Here is a 22,685-nt window from a genome sequence, read left to right on the forward strand (position 1 = left end):
TCAGCGGCTCCCGCCGTCGGCCTGGTCCAGCAGCTTCAGGACATAAGGCAAAATTCTTTTCGTCACGACGGCAATACCCTCCGGGTTAGGATGAATACCATCCTGCTGATTCAGTTCCGGCATGGCCGCCACTCCTTCGAGAAAGAAGGGGTAAAGCAGCACGCCTTTTTCCTCCGCCAGATCAGGATAAATTTTATTAAAAGCCTCGCCATATTCACGGCCAAGATTAGGCGGCGCCAGCATCCCTGCAAGTAAAACTGGTATGTTTGCCGTTCGCAATTCCGTGAGAATCTGCCGGAGGTTGGCCCGGGTTGCCGCCGGGTCGAGTCCCCGCAGCGCATCATTGGCCCCCAGTTCGACAATCGCGGCATCCGGCCTGTCCGCCAGCAACCAGCCCAGCCGGCCAGCCCCGCCGGCGGTGGTATCACCGGAAACACCACCATTGATAACCGTCACATCCCGACCCGCCTGCTGCAGTGCCGCTGACAGCTGGTCCGTGAAAGCCTGACCCTGTTTCACGCCATAGCCCGCCGTCAGGCTGTCACCAAGCACGAGCAGTTTCAGCGGTCCTGTTCCGGCAGCCTGAGACGCTCCGGACAGTAAAAGGACCGTTACAAAAACAAAAACAACGTTGAAAAACTGTCGAAATCCGCCATATGCGGTTGCAATGCCAACCGGTCGATCCCTGAGTGAAAGCCCCGACATGAATGATACTCCGCAAAACAGCGACCCGGCCATCCGGCTCGACAACTTACATCTTACGTTGGGTGCAGAGTCCCGGGAGGTCAACATCCTGCGCGGTATCGATCTTCAGGTCGCCCGGGGAGAAGCCGTCGGAATCGTCGGCCCGTCAGGCTCTGGCAAGACATCCATGCTGATGGTCATCGCCGGTCTGGAGCGCTCAACCTCCGGTCAGGTTGCCGTCGCCGGCACCTCTCTTACCGGACTGTCGGAAGATCGCCTGGCCCTGTTCCGGCGCAAGCATGTCGGCATTGTCTTTCAGGCGTTCCACCTGATCCCGACCATGACTGCACTGGAAAATGTGGCAATACCGCTGGAGCTGGCCGGACGTGATGATGCCTTCGAACGGGCAGAACGCGAACTTGAGGCGGTCGGCCTGTCGCACCGTCTCGGCCACTATCCGGGCCAGCTTTCCGGCGGCGAACAGCAACGCACCGCACTGGCGCGCGCCTTTGCCATTGAACCGGATATCCTGCTGGCAGATGAGCCAACGGGGAATCTGGATGGCGAAACCGGCCAGCAGATCGTGGATCTGATGTTCCGGCTGCGTAACGAACGGGGGGCCACGCTGATGCTGATTACCCACGACCCCAAGCTTGCCGCGAAGTGCGATCGCACCCTGACGCTGGCTGATGGCCGGATTGTCAGCGAAAAACTGAAGGCTGTTGCCTGATGTCGTCAATGCCGGTGTCACTTCGGATCGCCCTGCGCGAACTGCGGGCAGGGATCCGCGGATTCAGAATCTTTATCGCCTGTCTGGCGCTTGGCGTGGCCGCCATCGCCGCCGTCGGGGCGCTGTCGGCCAGTGTTGTCGAAAGCCTGCAACGCGACGGCCAGGCCATTCTGGGAGGTGACGCAGAATTCCGGCTGCTGCATCGCGAGGCAGCCGCGCCTCAGGTTGCCGCCATGCAGGAGGCGGGGCAGGTCTCCTTCTCACGCCAGATGCGTGGCATGGTCCGGCTTGAAGATATTCCGGACCGGGGAACACTGGTCGAGGTCAAGGCAGTGGATGATGCCTATCCCCTGTATGGCGCGATTACCCTGAATGAAAATATTTCCCTTACCGACGCGCTGGCCCGGCAAGACGGGGTGTATGGCGCACTGGTTGATCCGAACCTGCTGACCCGGCTGACCGCAAAGGTCGGTGACAGGGTAAATCTCGGCGATGCCCGTTTTGAAATCCGCGGCACAATAGCCCGCGAACCGGACCGGGTGACCAGTGTCTTCACCCTCGGGCCCCGCCTGATGGTCTCCGGCGAGGCGCTGGAATCAACCGGCCTGATCCAGCCCGGCAGCCTGATCCGCAACTATTATCGTGTCCGGCTGAATGACGGCGTTGACCGGGAACAATGGCTCGACGGCATGCGTGATACTTTCACGGATGCCGGCTGGCGTATCCGTACCACCGAGGACGCCGCCCCCCGTGTGACCCGCTTTGTCGACCGGCTCGGCCTGTTCCTGACCCTGGTTGGCCTGACCATCCTGCTGGTTGGGGGCATCGGTGTCTCGAACGCGGTCCGGTCGCATCTGGAAAGCCGTATCGGCTCGATCGCTGTCCTGAAATGTGTCGGGGCGACATCCTCAGTAGTCTTCCGGGCCTACCTTATCCAGGTCATGCTGATCGCCCTGCTGGGTACGGCCATCGGGCTGTTGCTGGGGGCCTTCTCGCCGTTGCTGTTTGCCCGTGCGCTTGAAGCCGCCCTGCCTTCTGAAATTCCCTTCGGGTTTCATTTGCTGCCCATGTTGCAGGCGACTGCCTTTGGCCTGCTGACAGCACTGGTTTTCGCTCTCTGGCCGCTGGGCCGGGTTGGCGTCATTCCCGGCGCTGCCCTGTTCCGCAATCTGGTGGCCCCGACAGCCAGCAGACCAAAGGGCGGCGTGCTGATAACGCTCGCCATCGCCGCGACAGCCCTGATTGCACTGGCCATCCTCGGGGCCAGCCGGCCCGGTTTTGCCATTGCCTTTGTGGTCGGGTCCATCGCCGCCATGCTTGTCTTCCGCTATTGCGCCTTCGGGGTCATGAAACTGGCGGCCCGCATCAAACCCGGCCGGGATGCCGGCCTGCGGCTGGCGCTGGCAAACATGCACCGGCCCGGCGCTGCAACGCCGGCAGTTGTCCTGTCGCTTGGCCTTGGCCTCGCGGTTCTTGTCGCCGTCGGCCAGATCGAGGGCAATCTGCGTCAGCAGGTTGATCAGGAACTGCCGAAAGAAGCACCGGCCTTTTTCTTCATCGATATCCAGCGCGACCAGATCGACGGTTTTGAAGCCGCCGTCAGCAAGGTCGACGGCGCCGGAGATATTGAGCGCACGGCAACCCTGCGCGGCATGATTGTCGGCGTCAACGGCCGGCCGGCGTCAGAAATTGCCGCCGACCCCGATCAGGCATGGGTGCTCCAGGGTGACCGTTCGATCACCTATGCCGCCCGCCCCGCACCGGACGCCAATATTGTCGAAGGTGAATGGTGGGATCCTGAGTATCGCGGAGAACCTCTGGTCTCGTTCGAAGCCGATGCCGCACGCGGGATCGGACTGAAAGTCGGCGACCAGATCACCGTCAATATCCTTGGCCGGACAATCTCGGCGAAAGTGGCCAATCTGCGGGATGTCGACTGGGGAACCCTGCGCCTGAACTTTGTCATGGTGTTTTCGCCCGGCGTACTCGACGGCGCGCCCTATACCTATATCGCAACCGCCAAGGCCAGTCCGGCTGCGGAAGACGGCATCGAACGTGCCGTGATTACGGAATATCCGAATATCTCTGCCATCCGCATCCGCGATGCCCTTGATCTGGTAAAGGTCATGCTGGGCAATATCGCGCTGGCCGTCCGCTCGACAGCAGGACTGACCCTGCTGGCCGGGGCTCTGGTGCTGGCCGGTGCCGTTGCCGCCGGGCACAGACGGCGGATTTATGATGCGGTCGTGCTCAAGGTGCTGGGGGCAACCCGGGGCGATATTCTCCGTGCTTTCCTGATCGAATACGGTCTGCTGGGACTGGCTGCCGGGCTGATCGCCATTGGCGTCGGCAGCCTGACCGGGTGGGCGGTGATGACACAGGTCATGAAAACCGGATTTACTTTCCAGCCCCTGCTGGCACTTCTGACGGCGCTGCTTTGTATTGCTGTAACGCTGGCATTTGGATTTGGCGGAGCCTGGAATGCACTGGGGAAAAAGGCCGCGCCGCTACTCAGAAACGAGTAAAGGCAAATAATAACGCGTTTTTCGATTCTACAGTTATTGAATCCTTCCCTGACCGTGCCATATTAGGGACGCTTAGTAATTCGCAGAACCTAGGGGTGTTCAAATGGCTTTTGGTATTAACGAACGTGCAATGCCGCAGGGGCGCACCGGCTCGATGGAGCTGGATGCCGGCCTGCGGAAGTACATGCTCGGTGTCTATAACTACATGGCGTCAGCCGTCGTACTGACCGGCCTTGTCGCCCTGGCAGTTTCGCAGTCGCCGTACATGCTCAACCTTATTTTCGGCACACCGCTGAAATGGGTCGCTATCCTTGCCCCGCTGGGCATGGTGTTTTTCCTGTCAGCCCGCATCCACAAAATGCAGGCCAGCACAGCGCAGGCGATGTTCTGGGTCTATGCTGCCCTTGTCGGGGTGTCACTGGCTTCAATCTTCGTGGTCTACACGGGTGAGAGCGTGGCGCGGGTGTTCTTCATCTCCGCCGGTGCCTTCGCCGGTCTCAGCCTCTATGGCTACACGACCAAGAAAGACCTGTCGGGCTTCGGCACCTTCCTGATGATGGGCCTGATCGGTCTGGTCATTGCGATGGTTGTGAACATCTTCCTCGCCAGCACGATGATGCAGTGGATCATCTCGGTGGTCGGACTGCTGATCTTTGCAGGGCTGACGGCCTATGACACCCAGCAGATCAAGATGATGTATTATGCGGGTGACAGCAGCGAAGACGCACAGAAGAAGTCAATCATGGGCGCGCTGCGTCTGTATCTCGACTTCCTCAACATCTTCCTGTTCCTGCTGCAGTTCCTCGGTAACCGCGAATAGTCGCTACCGAAAAGCACTGAACTGATGCACCGCCCGGGCCCATGGTCCGGGCGGTTTTCTTTCAGGTACCGTTCAGAAAGTCCGTATTCTCCCGGAACAGGTCTTTCAGGAATTTCATCACCTGTTTGACGCGGGCGATATGTTCCAGATCATGATGCACACTCAGCCACAGATCACGCTTCACCCTGATCGCTGACGGCAGCACCCGTTTCAGACGCGGGTCGCGTTCGGCGACAAAGGTCGGCAGCATGCCAACCCCCATACCGGATGCCGTCGCGTGATATTGCGCGACCAGACTGGTTGAGCGGAACCGCGTTTCCTGATTTCGCAGCACATCGGACAGCCAGCGAACCGCTGAAATCATGATCAGCTCATCAATATAGCCGACGAAATGATGATCTTTCAGGTCATCAATCGTGGCGGGCATTCCGTGCTGTTCGAGATAGTCATGCGAGGCATAGAGAAACAGCGCAAACTCGCCAATCTTCTCGGACACGATGCGATGCCCGTTTGGTTTCGGAAAACTGATGAGAACATCAGCTTCCCGTTTTGAAAGGTTGATCCAGTGCGCTGCGGTGACCAGTTCCACATTCACGGAGGGGGCTCGCTCATACAGCTTCACAAAGGCCGGAGCGAGGAAAAGACTTCCCAGTGCTTCCATGGTGGCGACGCGCACCGTCCCGGCAACCCGCGAAGCCTCGCCGGAGAACTGGACAGCGATATTGCTGATATGCGCCTCGACGCCTTCCGCATCCCGAAACAGAAGGTCACCTGCGTCGGTCAGCAGAAACCCATGCCGGGTGCGTTCAAACAGCTTCGTCTCCAGCGCCCGCTCAAGCTCCCGGACCCGCCGGCCAATTGTCGAATGATTTACAGAAAGCGCGCGGGCCGCACCGCTGAGTGACTTGTACCGGGCCAGCGCCAGAAAGACCGCGATATCACCCCATTCGAACCGCGACAGGTCGGGGCGGGTCGTACTGATACCGGCAGCTGGATCCTCCGCCATCAATCTCTCTCGCAAACATCAGGGATCAGGCTCCCTCTGTCCCCATCATGCGCTGCAGTTCATCAAAGTCCAGACTGCGTGCATTCTGCAGATCATCACTGAAGGATACCGGCCCCATGGCCTCGCGGTTTACATGGAGGTCAAAAACATCATAGCGGTTGTAATAGCCGACCACGTCATGGAACTGCTTCGGCACAACGCAGTCATCAAGGTCGATCACCTCGATTAGCAGGGTGTCCTCAGTCGAGGCAGTCTCCGCAACCGGCAGCCCGTTCGGACCGACGATCATTGATATGCCCTGCGGAGAATCTGTCATCACCCGCAGCATCTCCGGGCCAAGCTCCGACAACCGCTCAAGCGTTGTGCTGTCGACCAGGGAAGCCGCGACAACATTGAACGCCTTGGCTTCAAAGGAATGGGCACCCGCCCGGATCCTGATTGAAGAGGCCAGGTCGTAGCGTTCGTTTTTTGACGGCTCATGGGTTGGCCAGGTCGGCGGGTAGCTGGAAATATGAATCTGTTCACCCTGTGCCATCAGGGAATAGCGCGCCAGCGGGTTGGTGTTCTCGCCGCAGATCAGGGCACCGATTTTACCGACCGGGGTCTCGACAACCCGCAAACCGCTTCCGTCGCCATTTGCCCAGATCAGCTTCTCGTAGAATGTCGGCACAAGCTTGCGGTGATGGTTCAGGATCGACCCGTCTGCGCCGATCAGGATATTCGAATTCCAGAGACAGCCGACACTGTGCGGGGCCGCCTCGCTGATGCCGATGGAAACAATGATCCCCGCATCCCGGGCTGCCGCACAGAGCTGGAGTATTTCCGGACCCGGAACCTGAATGGATTCACGGGCGAAGGAGACAAAAAGATCGTGATTTCTGATTGGCGCAGAAACCGCTGCCCATAACGGAAATCCGGGGACAAAAGATTCCGGAAAGACCAGCAGCTCAACGCCGCTGGCTGCCGCATCATGAATTAAGCCACATGCTTTTTCGACCGTTGCACGTGCATCCAGATAAACCGGAGCGACATGTGCTGCCGCGACTTTGACTCGTTGCGCCATGTGTTCTTCCTTAACAAAACAGAGAGCTCCCCCGGCATGACTGCCGGGGGAACCGGGGGGGGGGGGGAGGCGTCGTCTTACAGGGATTCTTTCCGGAAATCGTAGCGTGGTGGCAGTTTCGCCATCATCTCATCGCGCCCGATCTTCTTCTGCAGCACGAATTTCGAATCCTCGACCTTGCTGATATAGCAATCAATCATGCCGCTATGGTCTTCTGCCCGAAGCAGCTTTGACCCCTGCGGATAGGCATGTGAGTTTTCCATCTCAAGCCCTTCGAGGGCCTCAATCACGCCCGGTGTGTCTTTCGACGTCTGCCATCCGGACATTTCAATCGCCTGTTTCAGGGCAAAGAAGTTCTCATAGCTCTGCCAGGCATGACTTTTTGCCATGACACGGTCAGAACCGGCTTCCTGCGCATGAACCGGGTCGACTTCCAGCAACTCAATAAACGCCTTGTGGAATTCATCATTCTTGTATTCCAGCGGCCGCGGGAAGTTTTCGAGGAAGTAAACCCCTTCTGCTGCGCCATTGATGGCACGCGGGTCAATGGCTTCGATGGTGCCGGCAACAGAATACATCTTCATTTTCTCGTCCAGACGCATGGCCTTGGACTGGGAATAGAAGGCAACCGACAGCGCCCCGAAGAACACCGAGAACAGGACTTCGGTTTCTTCCGGAATTTTTGCCAGGTAAGGCACCAGATCCTTCGTGCCCAGCGGAACCGCGATCGGGTCGTTGACCGTGCCGCCCATTTCCTCGATCAGCTTGCGATGTTCCTGATGATGGCTGTGACCCCAGGCATAATCCGGGAAGATCATCGTCCAGTTCTTACCCAGGTTTTCGACCGCCCAGGGTGCGCCGGCAGCGGCGAGTGCATAGGTGTCGGTGCCCGTCCGGAAACTGTATCGCGACCCCTTCGAGCCTGTCGCTTCCGTCGCTTCCCCGGAGGAGAAATACGGCGTCTTCAGTTCGGTGGCGACGGGGATTGAAGCCAGCATGATGCCGGAATGTACCGAGCCGACAACGAAGGAGGCCTTGCGGCGCTGGATGAGTGCGCGCAGCTTGCGGGCACCGATCGCCGGATTGGATTCCGTATCTTCGGTGGCCAGTTCCAGTTCACGACCGGCAATACCACCACCTTCATTTATGAGTTTGACGGCGGCCTGGGCACATTTGTCATGCCAGTAACCCCAGGACGAAAACCCGCCGGTCTGTTCGCAGTGATGACCGATCACGATGGGGCCGCTTTCCTTGGCAAACAGATCCCGTGTGATGCTGAGGGAAGCGGTCGAGGCCAGTGCAGAACCGGCGAGGGCGGTCTGCATGAACGACCGGCGTGACGTGCCGGCTGAGACGATCGTCTTATCGGACTTTTTAGAGGACTTCATGATTACTCTCCTTTGTGAGGCTCCCATTGAACCGGCGTCTGTTGCGCCTATACGGTGACACCCAGATAGCGATGCAGAGTGTCCTTGTCGTGCTTCAGGTCTTCTGCTGCGGCCTCGTGGACGATCTGACCTTTTTCCATCAGATAGACACGGGTACAGAGCCGCAGGGCCGTCTTGATGTTCTGTTCGACCAGCAGAATCGAAACCCCGGTTTCCCTGACGGCTTCGATTTCCCGGCGGATCTCCTTTACCAGAATCGGCATGATGCCTTCGGTCGGCTCGTCCAGGATGATCAGCTTTGGCTGCATCACCAGACAGCGGGCAATGGCCAGCATCTGCTGTTCGCCGCCGGACAGCGTGCCGCCCGGCTGCCGGAGGCGCTCCTTGAGCCGGGGAAAGCGGTCAAAGACATAATCAACGACGGCAGAGGGCGGTCGCTTCGAGACACCGATAAACAGGTTTTCCTCGACACTCAGGATCGGGAAGATCCCGCGGCCCTGCGGAACATAGCCGAGCCCGGTCGAGGGAATGCGATGCGGTGCCATGCGTGAGACCACCTGACCGTCAAAGGTGACCGTCCCGCCGGTCGACGGGACCAGCCCCATGATCGTCTTCAGTGTTGTCGTCTTGCCGACGCCATTGCGGCCAAGCAGGGCAACCGCTTCTCCCGGCTGAACATTCATGTCGACGCCGCGCAGCACATGCACCTTGCCGTAATGCGCATTAAGACCCTTGAGTTCAATCATCGTCGTCATCCCCCAGATAGGCGGTCCGCACATCCGGATTTACGGCGATCTCCTCCGGCGTTCCCTGAGCCAGCACCTTGCCGTTAGCCATCACGGTGATCTGGTCGGCGATCCTGAAGACCACTTCAATGTCATGCTCGATGATGATGATGTCGGTATGTTTCGAGATTTCCTGAATTTTCTCGACGGTTTGCTCGGTCTCGGCCGGTCCCATGCCGCAGATCGGCTCATCCAGCAGCAGGAGTTTCGGCTCCGTCGCCAGTGCCAGCCCGATTTCAAGCAGCGCGACATCACCATAGGACAGGTTCGCCGCAAGCTGGTCGGCCAGCGCGGTCAGGTTAAGCTGTTCGCAGATGGAATCGGCCTTTTCACGGGCGCGGGTGCATTTTCTCCAGTCCCGGAATATCGAAAACACGCCGTCGCGGGACTGTGCCGCGATCCAGAGATTTTCACGCACGGTCATATTGCCGAAAACACTTTTGATCTGAAGTGTTCTGGCCAGACCGCGACGGCTGATCTGATGCACCGGACGGTCGGTGATATCATCACCGAGAAACTTTATCCGCCCGCCCGAGACCGGCAGGGTACCGGTAATGACGTTGAAGAACGTGGTCTTGCCCGCACCGTTCGGCCCGATGATGGCATGCAGCTTCCCCGTCTCAAGCGACAGGTTCACACCATCCAGCGCGCTGAGTCCGCCAAACCGTTTGCTGACATCCGTGATTTCAAGGAGAGGGGTGCCGGTCATTGGCCGTCTCCCTTGTCAGACCGTGACTCTCTGGCAAGCCGCGTCACCAGCGCCGTGTAAATGCCGCCCAGTCCGCGAGGGGCGAAAATCACCACGACAATCACCGCAACACCGACAAGCAGCAGATAATGATCCCAGACATGGGACAGCTCTTCGCGCAGGACGATCAGCAGCCCGGTGCCGACAATCGGCCCGAACAGGGTTCCGACCCCGCCAATAATCGCCCAGACCACGGCCTCTCCCGAGACATGGTAGAACATGTAACTCGCAGAGGCATAGCGGCCGAAGAAGGCAAACAGCGCGCCGCCAACACCGGCGACAAACCCCGCCAGAACAAACGCGCTGAGGCGGATCAGATAGACGTTGAGGCCAATCAGGGCTGCCCGGGTATCATTCTCACGCACCGTGATGAAGGCACGGCCGAGGGGGCTTTTGATGATTCTGTCCATCAGCAGATAACAGGCGCCAACCATCAGGACGATAAAGAAGTACTGAACGTCCGGGTTGGTGATCGACAGTTCAAAATCGCCGATTGAAATGATTTCAGGTACCGAGAACGGCAATCCGTCATCGCCGCCGGTCACCGGCTTCCATGACAGGGCGACGAAGTAGAAGATCAGCGAGAAGACAACGGTGATGATGGCAAAGTAATGCCAGGTCAGTCGGACAGCCAGCGCACCGGCAACCACCGCCATGGCCGTTGACAGGCCGACACCCAGCCCGAAGGCCGGCCAGAAGCCGAGCCCGAACTTGGCCACACCGACCGCGACACCATACATGCCGATGCCAAAAAACAGCGCCTGGCCGAAGGAAAGCAGGCCGACATAACCGAACAGCAGGTTCACGCTGGCCGCCAGCAGTGACCAGATCAGGATTTCCGAATAGATATCAACCCAGAATGAGTCGACAAGAAGCGGCAGAACCCAGGGTGCACTGAGGGTGAACAGAACCAGCAACAGCGTACCGGCGCGATTTATTCCCATCCTGCTCATCGTGTCGCACCTGCAAAGATTCCGTGCGGACGGAACATCAGCACCGCACTCATCAGACAGAGAGACCCGATCCGGGCCACCGTCGGATCTGCGAAGCTGGTGATGATGCCCTCGACGAAGGCCAGCAGCACAGCCGCCGCAACCGTACCTTCAAGATTGCCCAGCCCGCCAATGATCACCGCCATGAAGCAGAATGGCAGAATGTCGATGCCCGCCTGAAAATCGACGGTCGTAATGGGGGCAGCAACCACACCACCAAAGGCTGCCATGGCGAAACCGATGGCAAAGGTCACCATATAAATGCGACGGGCCGGGATCCCCATCGCGGTTGCCGTTTCCGGATCAAACCGAACGGCGCGCATCCAGGTGCCGAACTTGGTCCGGTGCAGAAAAACAAAGAAAAGACAGATTGCCAGAATGGAGATCAGTGCCGCCGCGATCCGATACAGCTCATACTGAATACCGAACAGCAGGACCGTGCCCTCAATCGGCGGCAGCATGCGGCTGGGGGTCGCGCCGAAGGTTGCGCGTACACCTTCCTGCAGAATGATCGACAGACCGAATGTCGCCACGATTGACAGCGCCGCGGCATTCTTGATCGGCTGGATGACGGTATATTCGATCAGCGCACCCAGCCCGAAACCAATAATCGGCACCAGGGCGAAGGCCAGCCAGTAATTTCCGGTGGTGTCGAACACCACCCATGCCAGCACCGTGCCGACCATAAAGAAATCGCCATGTGCAATATTGATGATGTCCAGCAGGCCAAAGATGATCGAAAGGCCAAGGGCAATGAGGGCGATGATCAACCCCCAGACAATCCCGTTGAGCGCCAGTGCGACGACAAGCTCCATATAGATTCAGCCCCTTCTGTCCCTGCAGATGCCCGCTGTTCCCGAAGACCGACAGCGATTTACATCAATCGGAATGATGTGAGTTATAAACTTGCGCGACAATTCATAAAAACTGCACATAACTGTGCATTTTTGCACAGGTCATCGAACCGATTTCACAGTGCCCTGCCTTCTCCGGTCAGAATATGATGGTCTTCAGCCGGGGTCGCTTGCCGGCAGCAGCGTCACAAGCACCTGTCTCAGGTCATTGCGGGTGAAGGGCTTCTGCAAAACCGCCCTGGCCCCGATAATCTCGGCCCATTCAGCATAACTGACCGCCCGCGAGACATCCCCGCCACCGCCGGTGATTGCCACAACCGGCAGTCCCGGTCGGATCGCCTTCAGCTCCCGGATGACCTCAAGACCTTCCCGTTCCGGCATGACGATATCCGTGATGACCAGATCAACTTCCATATCATCCAGAAGCTTCAGCCCAACGGCACCATTCTCGGCTTCCGTGACATCATGTGCGTCATGCTGCAGATATCGCCGCACGGTTGCCCGCGCCAGCGGTTCATCATCGATCAGCAATATTCTCGCCATTCACGCCCCCGGTCCGTCGCCTGTCGCCAGACGGTTATCCTCGGTAATCCGCAGCAGGACATTCACCCTTGTCCCGATACCTTCCTCGCTGGTGATTTCGACCGATCCCCCGTGGTCGCGGGCAAAAATCATCACGGTATGCAGACCAAGACCCGTCCCGACATCAGCGGATTTGGTGGTGAAGAAGGGGGTCAGGGCCTTTGCCTGAACCTCTCTGGCCATACCGCCGGCCTTGTCCGCAACACTGACATCCAGATAACGGCCGGGTGACAAAAGGTTACCGCTGACCAGCCTCGGTCCCTGCAACCTCCTGACCACCGCCCGCAGAGTGATTGTACCTTCTTTTTCGCCATAGGCATCCCGAGCGTTCGCGATCAGGTTAAGCAATGCCGCTTCCAGTGAGCTGGCGGGCACAATAACTGTGCCGGCAACATCAGCCGGCTCGTCAATCTCAAGCTGCAGGCGGGACGACAGGGCCGCCCGTGCCAGAGCCGCCGCACTGTGCAAGGCATGGGCCAGCGTCTCTTCCTCGCCTTTGTCCGGCGTTCGTGCCTGGGACAGGATCGCATCAACCAGCGATTTTGCCTGACGGGCAGCACTGATGATAACCCCCATGTCTTCGCGAAGGGGTGACGTCTCCGGCAGATCATCCTGTACGCTCTGGCTCAGCCCGAGGATCGGCAGCAGCAGATTATTGAAGTTATGGGCAAACCCGCCGGCCATGGTACCGATGGCACTCAGACGGTCCCGCTCCGCAACAACCTGCTGCGCCTCGATCTGGAACCGCTTCTGTTCTTCCAGAACTTCCATTGTGTCCTGCTGAAACTCGAAAGCCTGCCTGAGATATCTGTTATCCAGAAAAAGGTTGAGCAACAGGGACAGCAGACCGGCAGCAACGACCGGCAGCAAGACCAGCACCCCGTTGCCGAAACTCCATCCGATGATTCCTGAAAAAACCAGAGCCGCGGACAATGCCACACCAGAGCCCGTCAGAATGACCGTTATCAGCAGCCATCGCCGCCGGGAAGCACCGGCAGAAAGTCCGTTATTTACGGGCCTGTTGTGCCCTGCGGTCATGCCTGACCGGAACGCCCCGCCCAGTCCAGATCGTCACCAGAACCAATATAAACCAGATCAAAATTGAAGTCCGGCTCGTTCTGTGGATGTGCGTCATCGGTGAACAGGTTGGTGTCATTTTTCAGCTTCAGCAACTCGCGGACCGCCCGCAGCTTTTCGCGGCTGATTTCGAAATGCTGTTCAAATTCGTGGAGCATCCGCTTTTCCCCTTCCCGTATCATGCCGTCCACCAGTACGGTTTCATAAATATTCATGAAGATTGCCATTTTCTGGGCAAAGCTCAGACGGGGCGCGGCAACGATCAGAAAATCTTTCAGGGGTGTCTGCCGGGCAAAACGGAAGGAGGCTGAAGTGAGTGCCCGTAACTGGTCGTCCGTCATGTTGCCGTTGGTAACCTGTTTGCCAAAAACCGTGAGAAAGGTTGCTCTTTCTTCTACTTTTGTCTCACCGTCCGCACGGATCATATAGGCCAGCGAGGCACCTAACGCAAAAAGCGGTGACATTCGGGATTTGCTCATAAGGCGGCCTGTCGGAAGCGGGTTTGTGCCTAACATGTTACCTCAATAGCCGAATCGTCAACCGCAACTCGCCAAAGACTGGCATGAAGCAGGGTGGTAACGTTGACGAAGGCCCCTGCCGCGTCTATCTGTTGGGCGCATTTCCGGCAAAGTTTACCCGCCCGGAGAACAACAGAGATCCCATATGTTTTCAAATATCGCTCGCAGGCTGTTCGGCAGCGCCAATGACCGCCTTCTCAAAACCCACCAGAAGACCGTTGATGCAATCAACGCACTGGAGCCGGAAATCGAAGCCCTGTCCGATGACGCGCTGCGCGGCAGGACAGACTGGCTGAGAGGCCGGATAGAAGCCGGGGAAACCCTCGACGCATTGCTGGTCGACGCCTTTGCAACGGTTCGGGAAGCTGCCCGCCGGACGCTGGGACAGCGCCATTTCGATGTCCAGCTGCTGGGCGGGATCATCCTCCATTCCGGTATGATATCCGAAATGAAAACCGGGGAAGGCAAGACGCTGGTCGCGACCCTGCCGGTCTATCTGAACGCCCTCGCCGGCAAGGGCGTGCATGTGGTCACGGTCAACGACTATCTCGCCAGCCGTGATGCGCACTGGATGGGGCAGGTTTATCAGTTCCTCGGCCTGACGACCGGTTGTATTACCCACGGCCTGACCGATGACGAGCGCCGCGCCCAGTACGCCGCAGATATCACTTATGCCACCAACAACGAACTCGGCTTTGATTATCTGCGCGACAACATGAAATTCCGGCTGGAAGACATGGTCCAGCGTGATTTCAATTTTGCCATCGTCGATGAAGTTGACTCCATCCTGGTCGATGAGGCCCGTACCCCCCTGATCATCTCCGGCCCGGCAGAAAGCGCGACAGAACTTTATTTCGCACTGGATCAGCTGATCCCCAACATTACGCCGGAAGATTACGAAAAAGACGAAAAAACCCGTTCCGTCAGCTTTACCGACGCCGGCATCGAGAAGATGCAGACCCTGCTGACCGAAGCGGGCCTGATGCAGTCGGAAGACCTTTACGACATCGGCAATGTCAGTCTGGTCCATCACGCCAATCAGGCCTTGCGCGCCCACACCCTGTTCGAGCGCGACAAGGACTACATCGTCAAGGACAACAAGGTTATCATCATCGACGAGTTTACCGGCCGCATGATGGAAGGACGGCGTTATTCCGAAGGTCTGCATCAGGCGCTGGAAGCCAAGGAAGGCGTCGAGGTCCAGCAGGAAAACCAGACCCTCGCCTCGATCACCTTCCAGAACTATTTCCGGCTTTATCCGAAGCTTGGCGGCATGACGGGCACCGCGATGACGGAAGCCTCGGAGTTTGCCGAGATCTACAGTCTGGAAGTCGTCGAGATTCCGACAAATGTCCCGGTCAGCCGGGTCGATTATGATGACGAAGTCTATCGCACGACGGCCGAAAAAGACCGCGCCATCGTCGCTGAAATCGAAGCCTGCCGGGAGCGCAACCAGCCGGTTCTGGTCGGGACTGTCTCGATTGAGAAATCCGAACATCTGGCCAGTCTGCTCAAGGCAAAGAATATCCCGCATAATGTGCTGAACGCCCGTTATCATGAGCAGGAAGCCTATATCGTCGGTCAGGCCGGCAAGCCCGGTGCCGTCACCATCGCCACCAACATGGCCGGTCGCGGGACCGATATTCAGCTGGGCGGTAACGCCGACATGCTGATTGCCGCCGAAATCGGCGACGGAACGGATGAAGCCGTCAACAAGGGCAAGGCCGACCGCATTCGTGAGGAAGTTGCCGCAGCCCGGGAAGTCGTGCGGGCAGCGGGCGGACTGTATGTCATCGCCACCGAGCGCCATGAAAGCCGCCGGATAGACAACCAGCTGCGGGGCCGTTCCGGTCGTCAGGGCGATCCCGGTGCATCAAAATTCTATCTCAGCCTTGAAGATGACCTGATGCGCATCTTCGGGTCCGAGCGCATGGATGGCATGTTGCAGAAACTCGGCCTGAAGGAAGATGAAGCCATCGTCCATCCCTGGATCAACAAGGCCGTCGAAAAAGCCCAGTCGAAGGTTGAAGCCCGCAACTTCGATATTCGGAAAAACCTGCTGAAATATGATGATGTCATGAATGACCAGCGCAAGGTCATCTATGAACAGCGCAAGGACCTGATGAGCGCCGAAGAGCTGCATGAGACCGTGGTCGACATGCGCCATGAGGTGATCGACGACATGATCGCCCGCTGCATCCCGCCAAAGGCCATGGCCAGCGAATGGGATGTCGCTGCCCTGCATGAAGAATGCATGCGACTGCTTGGCCTCGACCTGCCGGTACAGGACTGGGCCGCCGAGGAAGGGATTGCCGACGAAGAGATCAGGGCCCGCGTTCTGGCCGAATCTGACCGTCTGATGGCCACCCGTGCGGCCAATTTCGGCCCGGAAGTCATGCGCATGGTCGAGAAAAGCCTGCTGCTGCAGCTGCTCGACCAGAGCTGGAAAGAGCATCTTCTGGCGCTTGACCATCTGCGTCAGGGAGTCGGCCTGCGTGCCTATGCCCAGAAGGACCCGCTGAACGAATTCAAGCGTGAAGCCTTTGACATGTTCGAGGCCATGCTGGCGCAGCTGCGCGAACGGGTGACCGGGGTGCTGTCTCACGTCCAGTTGCAGACTGCCCCGTCAGAAGAAGACCTGCTGCCTGAACCGCAGCAGGACATGCAGGAACAGCATGATGATATCGCCGGTCTTGGCGGTGGTGCCGGCATGGGTGGTCTCGCTCCGTCACAGCCCCGCGAGGAAGCCCGGATTCGCGAACCGGTCCGTCGGGCCGCAGTGGCCGAGATCGACCCGGATGATCCGTCAACCTGGGGCAAGGTCCAGCGCAACGCCACCTGTCCCTGCGGTTCCGGCAAGAAATACAAACACTGCCACGGCGCCATCTGACAGCCCGGGCAAAAGCCCCTCTTGCTTTTCTCCTCGTCCTGAAACGGGTTCAGGATGAGGAGAAGAGGGAAAGCCGGACCCGTCAGCCGCGCATGGCTTTCAGCTGGCCGGCATAGCCGGACGGGTCGAAACGGGCATCGATAAGGCGGGGTCCCGTCGTTGCGGTCGCGGCATCAAGGGCGGCGTTATATTCCGCGATGGTCTCCGCCTTCCAGGCCTGCAAGCCAAAGCCGCGGGCCACAGCCGCAAAATCCGTACCCGCAAAAGCCACACCACTGCGGTCCATCTGGCGGGAGCGCTGTTTCATGTCGATCAGTGACAGGGCGCTGTCATTGAACACAACAACCAGCAGATTGGCGTTGTACTGCACCGCCGTTGCCAGTTCCCCGGCACACATCATCAGCCCGCCATCACCGGTCAGCGCCACCGCGCCCCGCTGCGGATCCTGCAGGGCGGCCGCGATACCCGCGGGCAGGGCCAGCGCCATGGTCGCCAGCCCGTTGGAAATCAGAATGTCGTTTGGCCGGGCGACCTCCCAGAAAGCAGTGGCCGAGAACATATGCGCTCCCGCATCAACCGTGACACGGGGAATACCGCCGGTCGCAGACCAGACCCGCTCGACAATGCTCTGCGGATTCAGCGGTTCATTGCCGGGAAAGGCAATACGACGGCGCATGGCCGCGCGATCTTCGGCAATCCCCGACTGCTGCCAGTCACTGCCCGCCGACAGTCCCTCTGCGACTTCATCGATCATCTCGCCAATGCGGCCGGTAACACGGGCCTCAGGCGTGGTGTAATGCGGGTCCCATTCCCGCAGCGCCAGATCGACAACCGGCTGTGCATGGGGCCAGGGCTGCAAAATCAGCTCAACCGGGTCGAGGCCGGCCAGGACGATCAGGTCTGCCTTGTCGATGATCGCCTTCTCTGCGACACCGCCGGTAAATATGCCCCCATAGAGCGGATGAGTATCCGGAATGACGCCCTTCGCCTTGTAGGTGACGAAACCCGGACAGCCCAGTTTTTCCAGCAGCTTCAGTGTTGCTGCGGCGGCTGCCGGACTGCGTGCATCCACCCCGGCCACCACCACCGGGCGACGGGCACGGGCCAGCAGTTCGGTCGCCCGGGCAATTGCCCCGCCCTCTGGTGCCTCACCGGGCTCAGCGATCCGTAACGCCGCGCCATCAAGCTGGTCTGATGTGACCCGCTTGCCTGCCGGGGTGGTCAGTTCAACATGCACCGGCCCCAGCGGCGGCGTATAGGCCGCCTGCAACAGAGCCGTAATCTCTGCCCCCGGATGATCACCGGTCAGCAGTGAATGCCCCTTCACCACCGGCGCATACATGGTTTTCTGATCGAAATACTGATGCGTCACATAGGCTGAAATCGCCGGGGAGAAACCGTCCGTCGCCACCACGGTCGGCGCCCGGTCCAGCGATGCATAGGCCACGCCATTGGCACCATTTGCCGTGCCCGGGCCTTTGGTGGTCAGGGCAAATCCCGGTGCTCCCGTCATCTCTGCCGTCGCAGCCGCCATCATGATGCCCCCGGCCTCGGTCCGGGTCAGGATGAAGGGCATCCGGTTCGCCTCGCCCGCTGCAATCAGATCAAGGCTGGAGCCACCGCCCGGCACGCCGAAGCCACGGGGACATCCGGCTTCGGCCAGGGTCTTCATCAGGAGCTGCGCGACAGTCTGTTCAGTCATGGGTCAGGGTTCCGGTTGTCAGTAGGGTTAAGGATCAGGCGCTGAAAAGCTGGCCGCCATTGACCGGGATAATCGCCCCGGTGACATAGTTGGAGGCGGGCGAACAAAGAAAGCGAACCGGCCCGGCGACATCTTCCGCGGTGCCAAGCCGCTGCAGGGGAATCGTCCGCGGATCCGGTTTGCCGATATCCCTGTTCATGTCGGTTTCGATCACGCCGGGTGTCACCGCGTTACAGTAGATGCCGAGAGGACCGCCATTACGCGCCGCGTGACGGCACAGGCCCAGCAGCCCGGCCTTGGCCGCAATATATTCCGGCCCGGCGAGGCTGCCCCCGGCATGGGCCGCGATTGAGGAGACCAGCACGATCTTGCCATATCCGGCAGCCGTCATCCGATCCCAGACCGCCGCCAGACAGTTCTGCACACCGGTCAGATTGACGGCGATCACCCTGTCCCACTGTGCCTGATCAGCAACAACCGGACCAAGCGGCATGATACCGGCAGCGCAGACCAGAATATCCAGCCTGCCCGTCAGCGCTGTCGCCCCGGCAACTGCGGCTTCAACCGACATACGGTCCGAGACATCCATCTGCCGCCCGTCAGCCTGCCCGCCATCCGCAACGATCTGTCCGACAGTATCTGCCACATCCAGAATATCCGCCGCCACGACCAGCGCCCCGGCCCTTGCCAGCGAGACAGCAATTCCCGCACCAATCCCCCTTGCCGCACCCGTTACAAAAGCCGTCTGGCCGGAAAGGTCCATATCTGAGCTGGCAGGGGCGGTCATTGGCAGTGTTCCGGTAGAATCAGTGTCAAAATGTATTGTACAACATACCAGAGACGGAAAACAGAAACAGGTTTGGTTGGTGCATTTCCACCCGTTCACCCCTATCCTGTCGAATGATGCGCTGCGGTATAAATACCCGGCAGCCGCAAGAGGCTCCATATCCGCTGCTTTCCCGCAACTGACGAGAAGCTAAAGCCGCCATGACCATACAGGTCGCCCTGACCCATATCACCCGCTACAGCTATGACCGCCGCGTCGCGCTTGGTCCCCAGACCATCCGGCTGCGCCCGGCACCCCATTGCCGCACACGCATTCTCAGCTATGGCCTGCATATCGAACCGGCAGGTCACTTCCTGAACTGGCAGCAGGATCCGCAGGGCAATTTTCTGGGACGGCTGGTGATCCCGGAAAAGACCGATCTGTTTGAAGTCCGCGTTGATCTGGTTGCGGAGATGGCGGTCCTCAACCCCTTTGATTTCTTTCTGGAGCCGGATGCGGAAACCATCCCCTTTGCCTATGAGCCACGGCTGGAGAAGGAGCTGGAACCGTTCCTTGAAGTCGAGGAGTCCGGTCCGCTGCTGACCGAGTGGATTGCCGGTGTCGACCGCAAGGCAACGCCCACCATCGATTTTCTGGTCGGCCTGAACCAGCGCCTGCAATCCGATATCGGCTATGTCGTGCGCATGGAAGCCGGGGTTCAGACCTGTGAGGAAACCCTCGGCAAGGCTCTCGGCTCCTGTCGAGATTCCGGCTGGCTGCTAGTTCAGATCCTCCGCCATCTGGGCCTCGCCGCCCGTTTTGTCTCCGGCTATCTGATCCAGCTCAAACCCGATCTGAAGGCTCTCGACGGCCCTTCCGGCACCGAAGTCGATTTCACCGACCTGCATGCCTGGACAGAGGTCTATCTGCCCGGCGCAGGCTGGATCGGGCTCGACCCGACCTCCGGTCTGCTGGCGGGGGAAGGCCATATCCCGCTGGCCTGTGCACCAAGTCCGACCAGCGCCGCGCCGATTACCGGCATGGCGGAAGAAGCCAAAGTCGATTTCAGTTTCGACATGCAGATCGAGCGCATCCATGAATCCCCCCGCGTCACCAAGCCCTATACCCGCAAGCAATGGGCCGCGATCGAGGCGCTGGGCCATGAAATTGACGCCGAGCTCAAATCCGGCGATGTGCGGCTGACAATGGGAGGTGAGCCGACCTTTGTTTCCATCGATCATCCGGACCTGCCGGAATGGAACACGGAAGCAGTTGGCGACACCAAGCGTGCGCTGGCCTCCGAGCTGATCCAGCGGCTGCGCGCCCGGTTTGCCCCGGAGGGTCTGCTGCATTTCGGGCAGGGCAAATGGTATCCCGGTGAAAGCCTGCCACGCTGGGCCTTTGCCCTGTACTGGCGCGGCGATGGCCGCCCCCTCTGGACCAACCCGAAGCTGATTGCCGATGAGGTCAATACCGGCAGGGCAACGCTGGAGATGGCAGAACAATTCACCCGCACGCTGGCGGAAACACTGGGCGTCAGCAGCGACCATGTACTGCCCGCCTATGAAGACCCGCTGCCCTATATTTCAAAAGAAGCCCGGCTGCCGGATAATGTCGATCCGCTGGATTCCAAACTCGATGACCCGGAAGAGCGTGCGCGGCTGACCCGTGTCTTCTCCCGCGGCCTCGGAACCGCTGTTGGCTATGCCCTGCCGATTCAGCGGGCACAGGCTGCCGCCGGTGCCGGATGGGTCAGTGAAAAATGGTCGCTCCGGCGCGGCAAGCTGTTCCTGGCACCCGGCGATTCACCGGCGGGATATCGCCTGCCACTCGGCTCACTGCCCTGGGTGCCGAAATCCGACTATCCCTACTTCAATCCGCTGGACCCGTTTGCCCCGCATCCGCCGCTGTCTGACCCGGAAATGACCCGGGAAACCGAGGCCCCGATCAGCCAGATGCGGACCGCAACCGCGCAGGCAACAAGCCCGGAGTCCGAACGTCAGGAACAGGTCGAGCAGGGATCACCGGATGCCGGTGGTGCCGTTCGTACCGCAATTGCCGTGGAGCCGCGGGACGGGCGGATCTGCGTTTTCCTGCCACCGACGCAGTCTGCGGCGGAATATGTCGACCTGATTGCCGCCATCGAACAGACCGCCGGCAAACTGGATCAGCCGATCCATCTTGAAGGCTATACCCCGCCATCGGACGAGCGGCTGAATGTCATCAAGGTGACGCCAGATCCCGGTGTTATCGAGGTCAATATTCACCCTGCCAGCGACTGGACCGGCCTCGTCGAGACCACGGAGGCACTGTACGAGGAAGCCCGCCAGACCCGTCTGGATACGGAAAAGTTTCTTGTCGACGGCCGTCATACCGGCACCGGCGGCGGCAACCATGTGGTTGTCGGCGGCGCAACACCCGGCGACAGCCCGTTCCTGCGGCGGCCCGACCTGCTGCAAAGCCTGATCAATTACTGGCAGAACCACCCGTCGCTGTCATATCTGTTTTCCGGCCTGTTCATCGGCCCGACCAGCCAGTCACCCCGGATTGACGAGGCCCGGCATGACAGTCTGTTCGAGCTGGAAATCGCCTTTCAGCAAATCCCGAAACGGGGAGAGGGCGATTGCCCGCCCTGGATACTGGACCGCATTCTGCGCGACATCCTGATCGATTCCTCGGGCAATACCCACCGGACGGAAATCTGTATCGACAAGCTTTATTCCCCGGACGGCCCGACCGGTCGCCTCGGACTGGTCGAGTTCCGGGCCTTCGAGATGCCGCCTCATGCGGAAATGAGTCTGGCCCAGCAACTGCTGCTGCGGGCCCTGATCGCCCGGTTCTGGAAACAGCCCTACAACAAGCCGCTGGTCCGCTGGGGCACGGCCCTGCATGACCGTTTCATGCTGCCGCATTTTGTCTGGCAGGATTTTACCGGCGTGCTCCAGGATATGCGCGATGCCGGCTATCCCCTGCAGGATGACTGGTTTGCGGCCCACCGCGAGTTCCGCTTCCCGCTCTATGGCGAGATCGAACGCAGCGGCATCACGCTGGAACTGCGTCAGGCACTGGAACCCTGGCATGTGCTCGGGGAAGATGGTGCCATCGGCGGCACCGCCCGCTATGTGGATTCCTCAGTGGAACGCCTGCAGGTCCGGGCAACCGGCCTGACCGGCGGGCGCTACCGGATCCTGTGCAACGGACATGCCGTACCGATGCATCCCGCCGGAATTGAAGGGGAAGGCGTCGGCGGTGTCCGTTTCCGCGCCTGGCAGCCGTCACGGGCCATGCATCCGACCATCGGCGTCCATGCGCCGCTGACCTTCGACATCTATGACAGCTGGTCAGAGCGGGCAATCGGTGGCTGCACCTACCATGTGGCCCATCCCGGTGGCCGGAACTTCGATACCGCGCCGGTCAATTCCTACGAAGCGGAAAGCCGCCGTCTGGCCCGCTTCTTCGACATCGGCCACACGGAAGGCAGCTTCGAGCCACTCGACACCCCCCGCAACCCGGAATTCCCGATGACGCTGGATCTGAGGCGGTTCAAATAGGGCG

At 59.7% G+C, this 22,685-nt stretch carries 18 protein-coding genes; 5 read left to right on the forward strand and 13 right to left on the reverse strand.

The features are described 5' to 3' along the window. The gene (locus tag GH722_06505) at positions 1-705 is read right to left on the reverse strand and encodes an arylesterase (protein MRG71409.1); all 705 of its coding nucleotides are present in this window, start codon (positions 703-705) and stop codon (positions 1-3) included. Here GH722_06505 and GH722_06510 point away from each other — a divergent pair. The 3 genes from GH722_06510 (at position 704) to GH722_06520 (ending at position 4,759) form a co-directional block, all read left to right on the forward strand. Beyond that, on the forward strand, positions 704-1,414 hold the full coding sequence (locus GH722_06510) for an ATP-binding cassette domain-containing protein (protein ID MRG71410.1): 711 nt from the start codon (positions 704-706) through the stop codon (positions 1,412-1,414). The genes GH722_06505 and GH722_06510 overlap by 2 nt on opposite strands. Continuing rightward, positions 1,414-3,939: an FtsX-like permease family protein gene (locus tag GH722_06515; protein ID MRG71411.1), complete on the forward strand. Its 2,526-nt coding sequence runs from the start codon at positions 1,414-1,416 to the stop codon at positions 3,937-3,939. Before GH722_06510 ends, GH722_06515 begins: the two co-directional genes overlap by 1 nt. A gap of 103 nt (positions 3,940-4,042) precedes the next feature. After that, the gene (locus GH722_06520) at positions 4,043-4,759 is read left to right on the forward strand and encodes a BAX inhibitor (BI)-1/YccA family protein (protein ID MRG71412.1); all 717 of its coding nucleotides are present in this window, start codon (positions 4,043-4,045) and stop codon (positions 4,757-4,759) included. A gap of 61 nt (positions 4,760-4,820) precedes the next feature. Here the strand turns inward: GH722_06520 and GH722_06525 are convergent, their stop codons facing one another. The 10 genes from GH722_06525 to GH722_06570 all read right to left on the reverse strand — a co-directional run bounded on the left by GH722_06525 (position 4,821) and on the right by GH722_06570 (position 13,769). Next, positions 4,821-5,765 carry a LysR family transcriptional regulator gene (locus tag GH722_06525; protein ID MRG71413.1) on the reverse strand — a complete coding sequence of 315 codons (945 nt, stop codon included), beginning with the start codon at positions 5,763-5,765 and terminating at the stop codon, positions 4,821-4,823. A 25-nt stretch (positions 5,766-5,790) separates the two neighbouring features. Continuing rightward, complete coding sequence (locus GH722_06530; protein MRG71414.1) at positions 5,791-6,828, reverse strand: carbon-nitrogen hydrolase family protein; 1,038 nt, start codon at positions 6,826-6,828, stop codon at positions 5,791-5,793. Between the two features lie 77 nt (positions 6,829-6,905). After that, positions 6,906-8,216 carry an ABC transporter substrate-binding protein gene (locus GH722_06535; protein MRG71415.1) on the reverse strand — a complete coding sequence of 437 codons (1,311 nt, stop codon included), beginning with the start codon at positions 8,214-8,216 and terminating at the stop codon, positions 6,906-6,908. Positions 8,217-8,263: 47 nt separating this feature from the next. Then, complete coding sequence (locus GH722_06540; protein MRG71416.1) at positions 8,264-8,971, reverse strand: ATP-binding cassette domain-containing protein; 708 nt, start codon at positions 8,969-8,971, stop codon at positions 8,264-8,266. Further along, positions 8,955-9,710: an ATP-binding cassette domain-containing protein gene (locus GH722_06545; GenBank protein MRG71417.1), complete on the reverse strand. Its 756-nt coding sequence runs from the start codon at positions 9,708-9,710 to the stop codon at positions 8,955-8,957. Before GH722_06545 ends, GH722_06540 begins: the two co-directional genes overlap by 17 nt. Beyond that, positions 9,707-10,702, reverse strand: a complete 996-nt coding sequence (locus GH722_06550) for a branched-chain amino acid ABC transporter permease (GenBank protein MRG71418.1) — start codon at positions 10,700-10,702, stop codon at positions 9,707-9,709. Before GH722_06550 ends, GH722_06545 begins: the two co-directional genes overlap by 4 nt. Further along, entirely contained in the window at positions 10,699-11,556 is an 858-nt protein-coding gene (locus GH722_06555) for a branched-chain amino acid ABC transporter permease (GenBank protein ID MRG71419.1), read from the reverse strand. The genes GH722_06550 and GH722_06555 overlap by 4 nt, the downstream gene beginning before the upstream one ends. A gap of 195 nt (positions 11,557-11,751) precedes the next feature. Next, positions 11,752-12,138 carry a response regulator gene (locus GH722_06560; GenBank protein ID MRG71420.1) on the reverse strand — a complete coding sequence of 129 codons (387 nt, stop codon included), beginning with the start codon at positions 12,136-12,138 and terminating at the stop codon, positions 11,752-11,754. Continuing rightward, positions 12,139-13,215, reverse strand: coding sequence for a hypothetical protein (locus GH722_06565; protein ID MRG71421.1), 1,077 nt, complete (start codon positions 13,213-13,215; stop codon positions 12,139-12,141). Further along, positions 13,212-13,769, reverse strand: coding sequence for a hypothetical protein (locus GH722_06570; GenBank protein ID MRG71422.1), 558 nt, complete (start codon positions 13,767-13,769; stop codon positions 13,212-13,214). Before GH722_06570 ends, GH722_06565 begins: the two co-directional genes overlap by 4 nt. A gap of 148 nt (positions 13,770-13,917) precedes the next feature. Here GH722_06570 and secA point away from each other — a divergent pair, with 148 nt between their 5' ends. Next, positions 13,918-16,662 (forward strand): preprotein translocase subunit SecA, encoded by a 2,745-nt coding sequence (secA, locus tag GH722_06575; protein MRG71423.1) that lies wholly within the window; start codon positions 13,918-13,920, stop codon positions 16,660-16,662. Between the two features lie 82 nt (positions 16,663-16,744). Here the strand turns inward: secA and GH722_06580 are convergent, their stop codons facing one another. Both GH722_06580 and GH722_06585 read right to left on the reverse strand, forming a co-directional pair. After that, the gene (locus tag GH722_06580) at positions 16,745-18,364 is read right to left on the reverse strand and encodes a hypothetical protein (protein MRG71424.1); all 1,620 of its coding nucleotides are present in this window, start codon (positions 18,362-18,364) and stop codon (positions 16,745-16,747) included. A gap of 34 nt (positions 18,365-18,398) precedes the next feature. Further along, positions 18,399-19,310 carry an SDR family oxidoreductase gene (locus GH722_06585; GenBank protein ID MRG71425.1) on the reverse strand — a complete coding sequence of 304 codons (912 nt, stop codon included), beginning with the start codon at positions 19,308-19,310 and terminating at the stop codon, positions 18,399-18,401. Between the two features lie 41 nt (positions 19,311-19,351). Here GH722_06585 and GH722_06590 point away from each other — a divergent pair, with 41 nt between their 5' ends. Then, the gene (locus tag GH722_06590; GenBank protein ID MRG71426.1) at positions 19,352-22,681 is read left to right on the forward strand and encodes an IMP dehydrogenase; all 3,330 of its coding nucleotides are present in this window, start codon (positions 19,352-19,354) and stop codon (positions 22,679-22,681) included. The last annotated feature ends 4 nt before the right edge of the window (positions 22,682-22,685 follow it).

Source organism: Alphaproteobacteria bacterium HT1-32, assembly GCA_009649675.1.
GTDB lineage: Bacteria > Pseudomonadota > Alphaproteobacteria > Rhodospirillales > HT1-32 > HT1-32.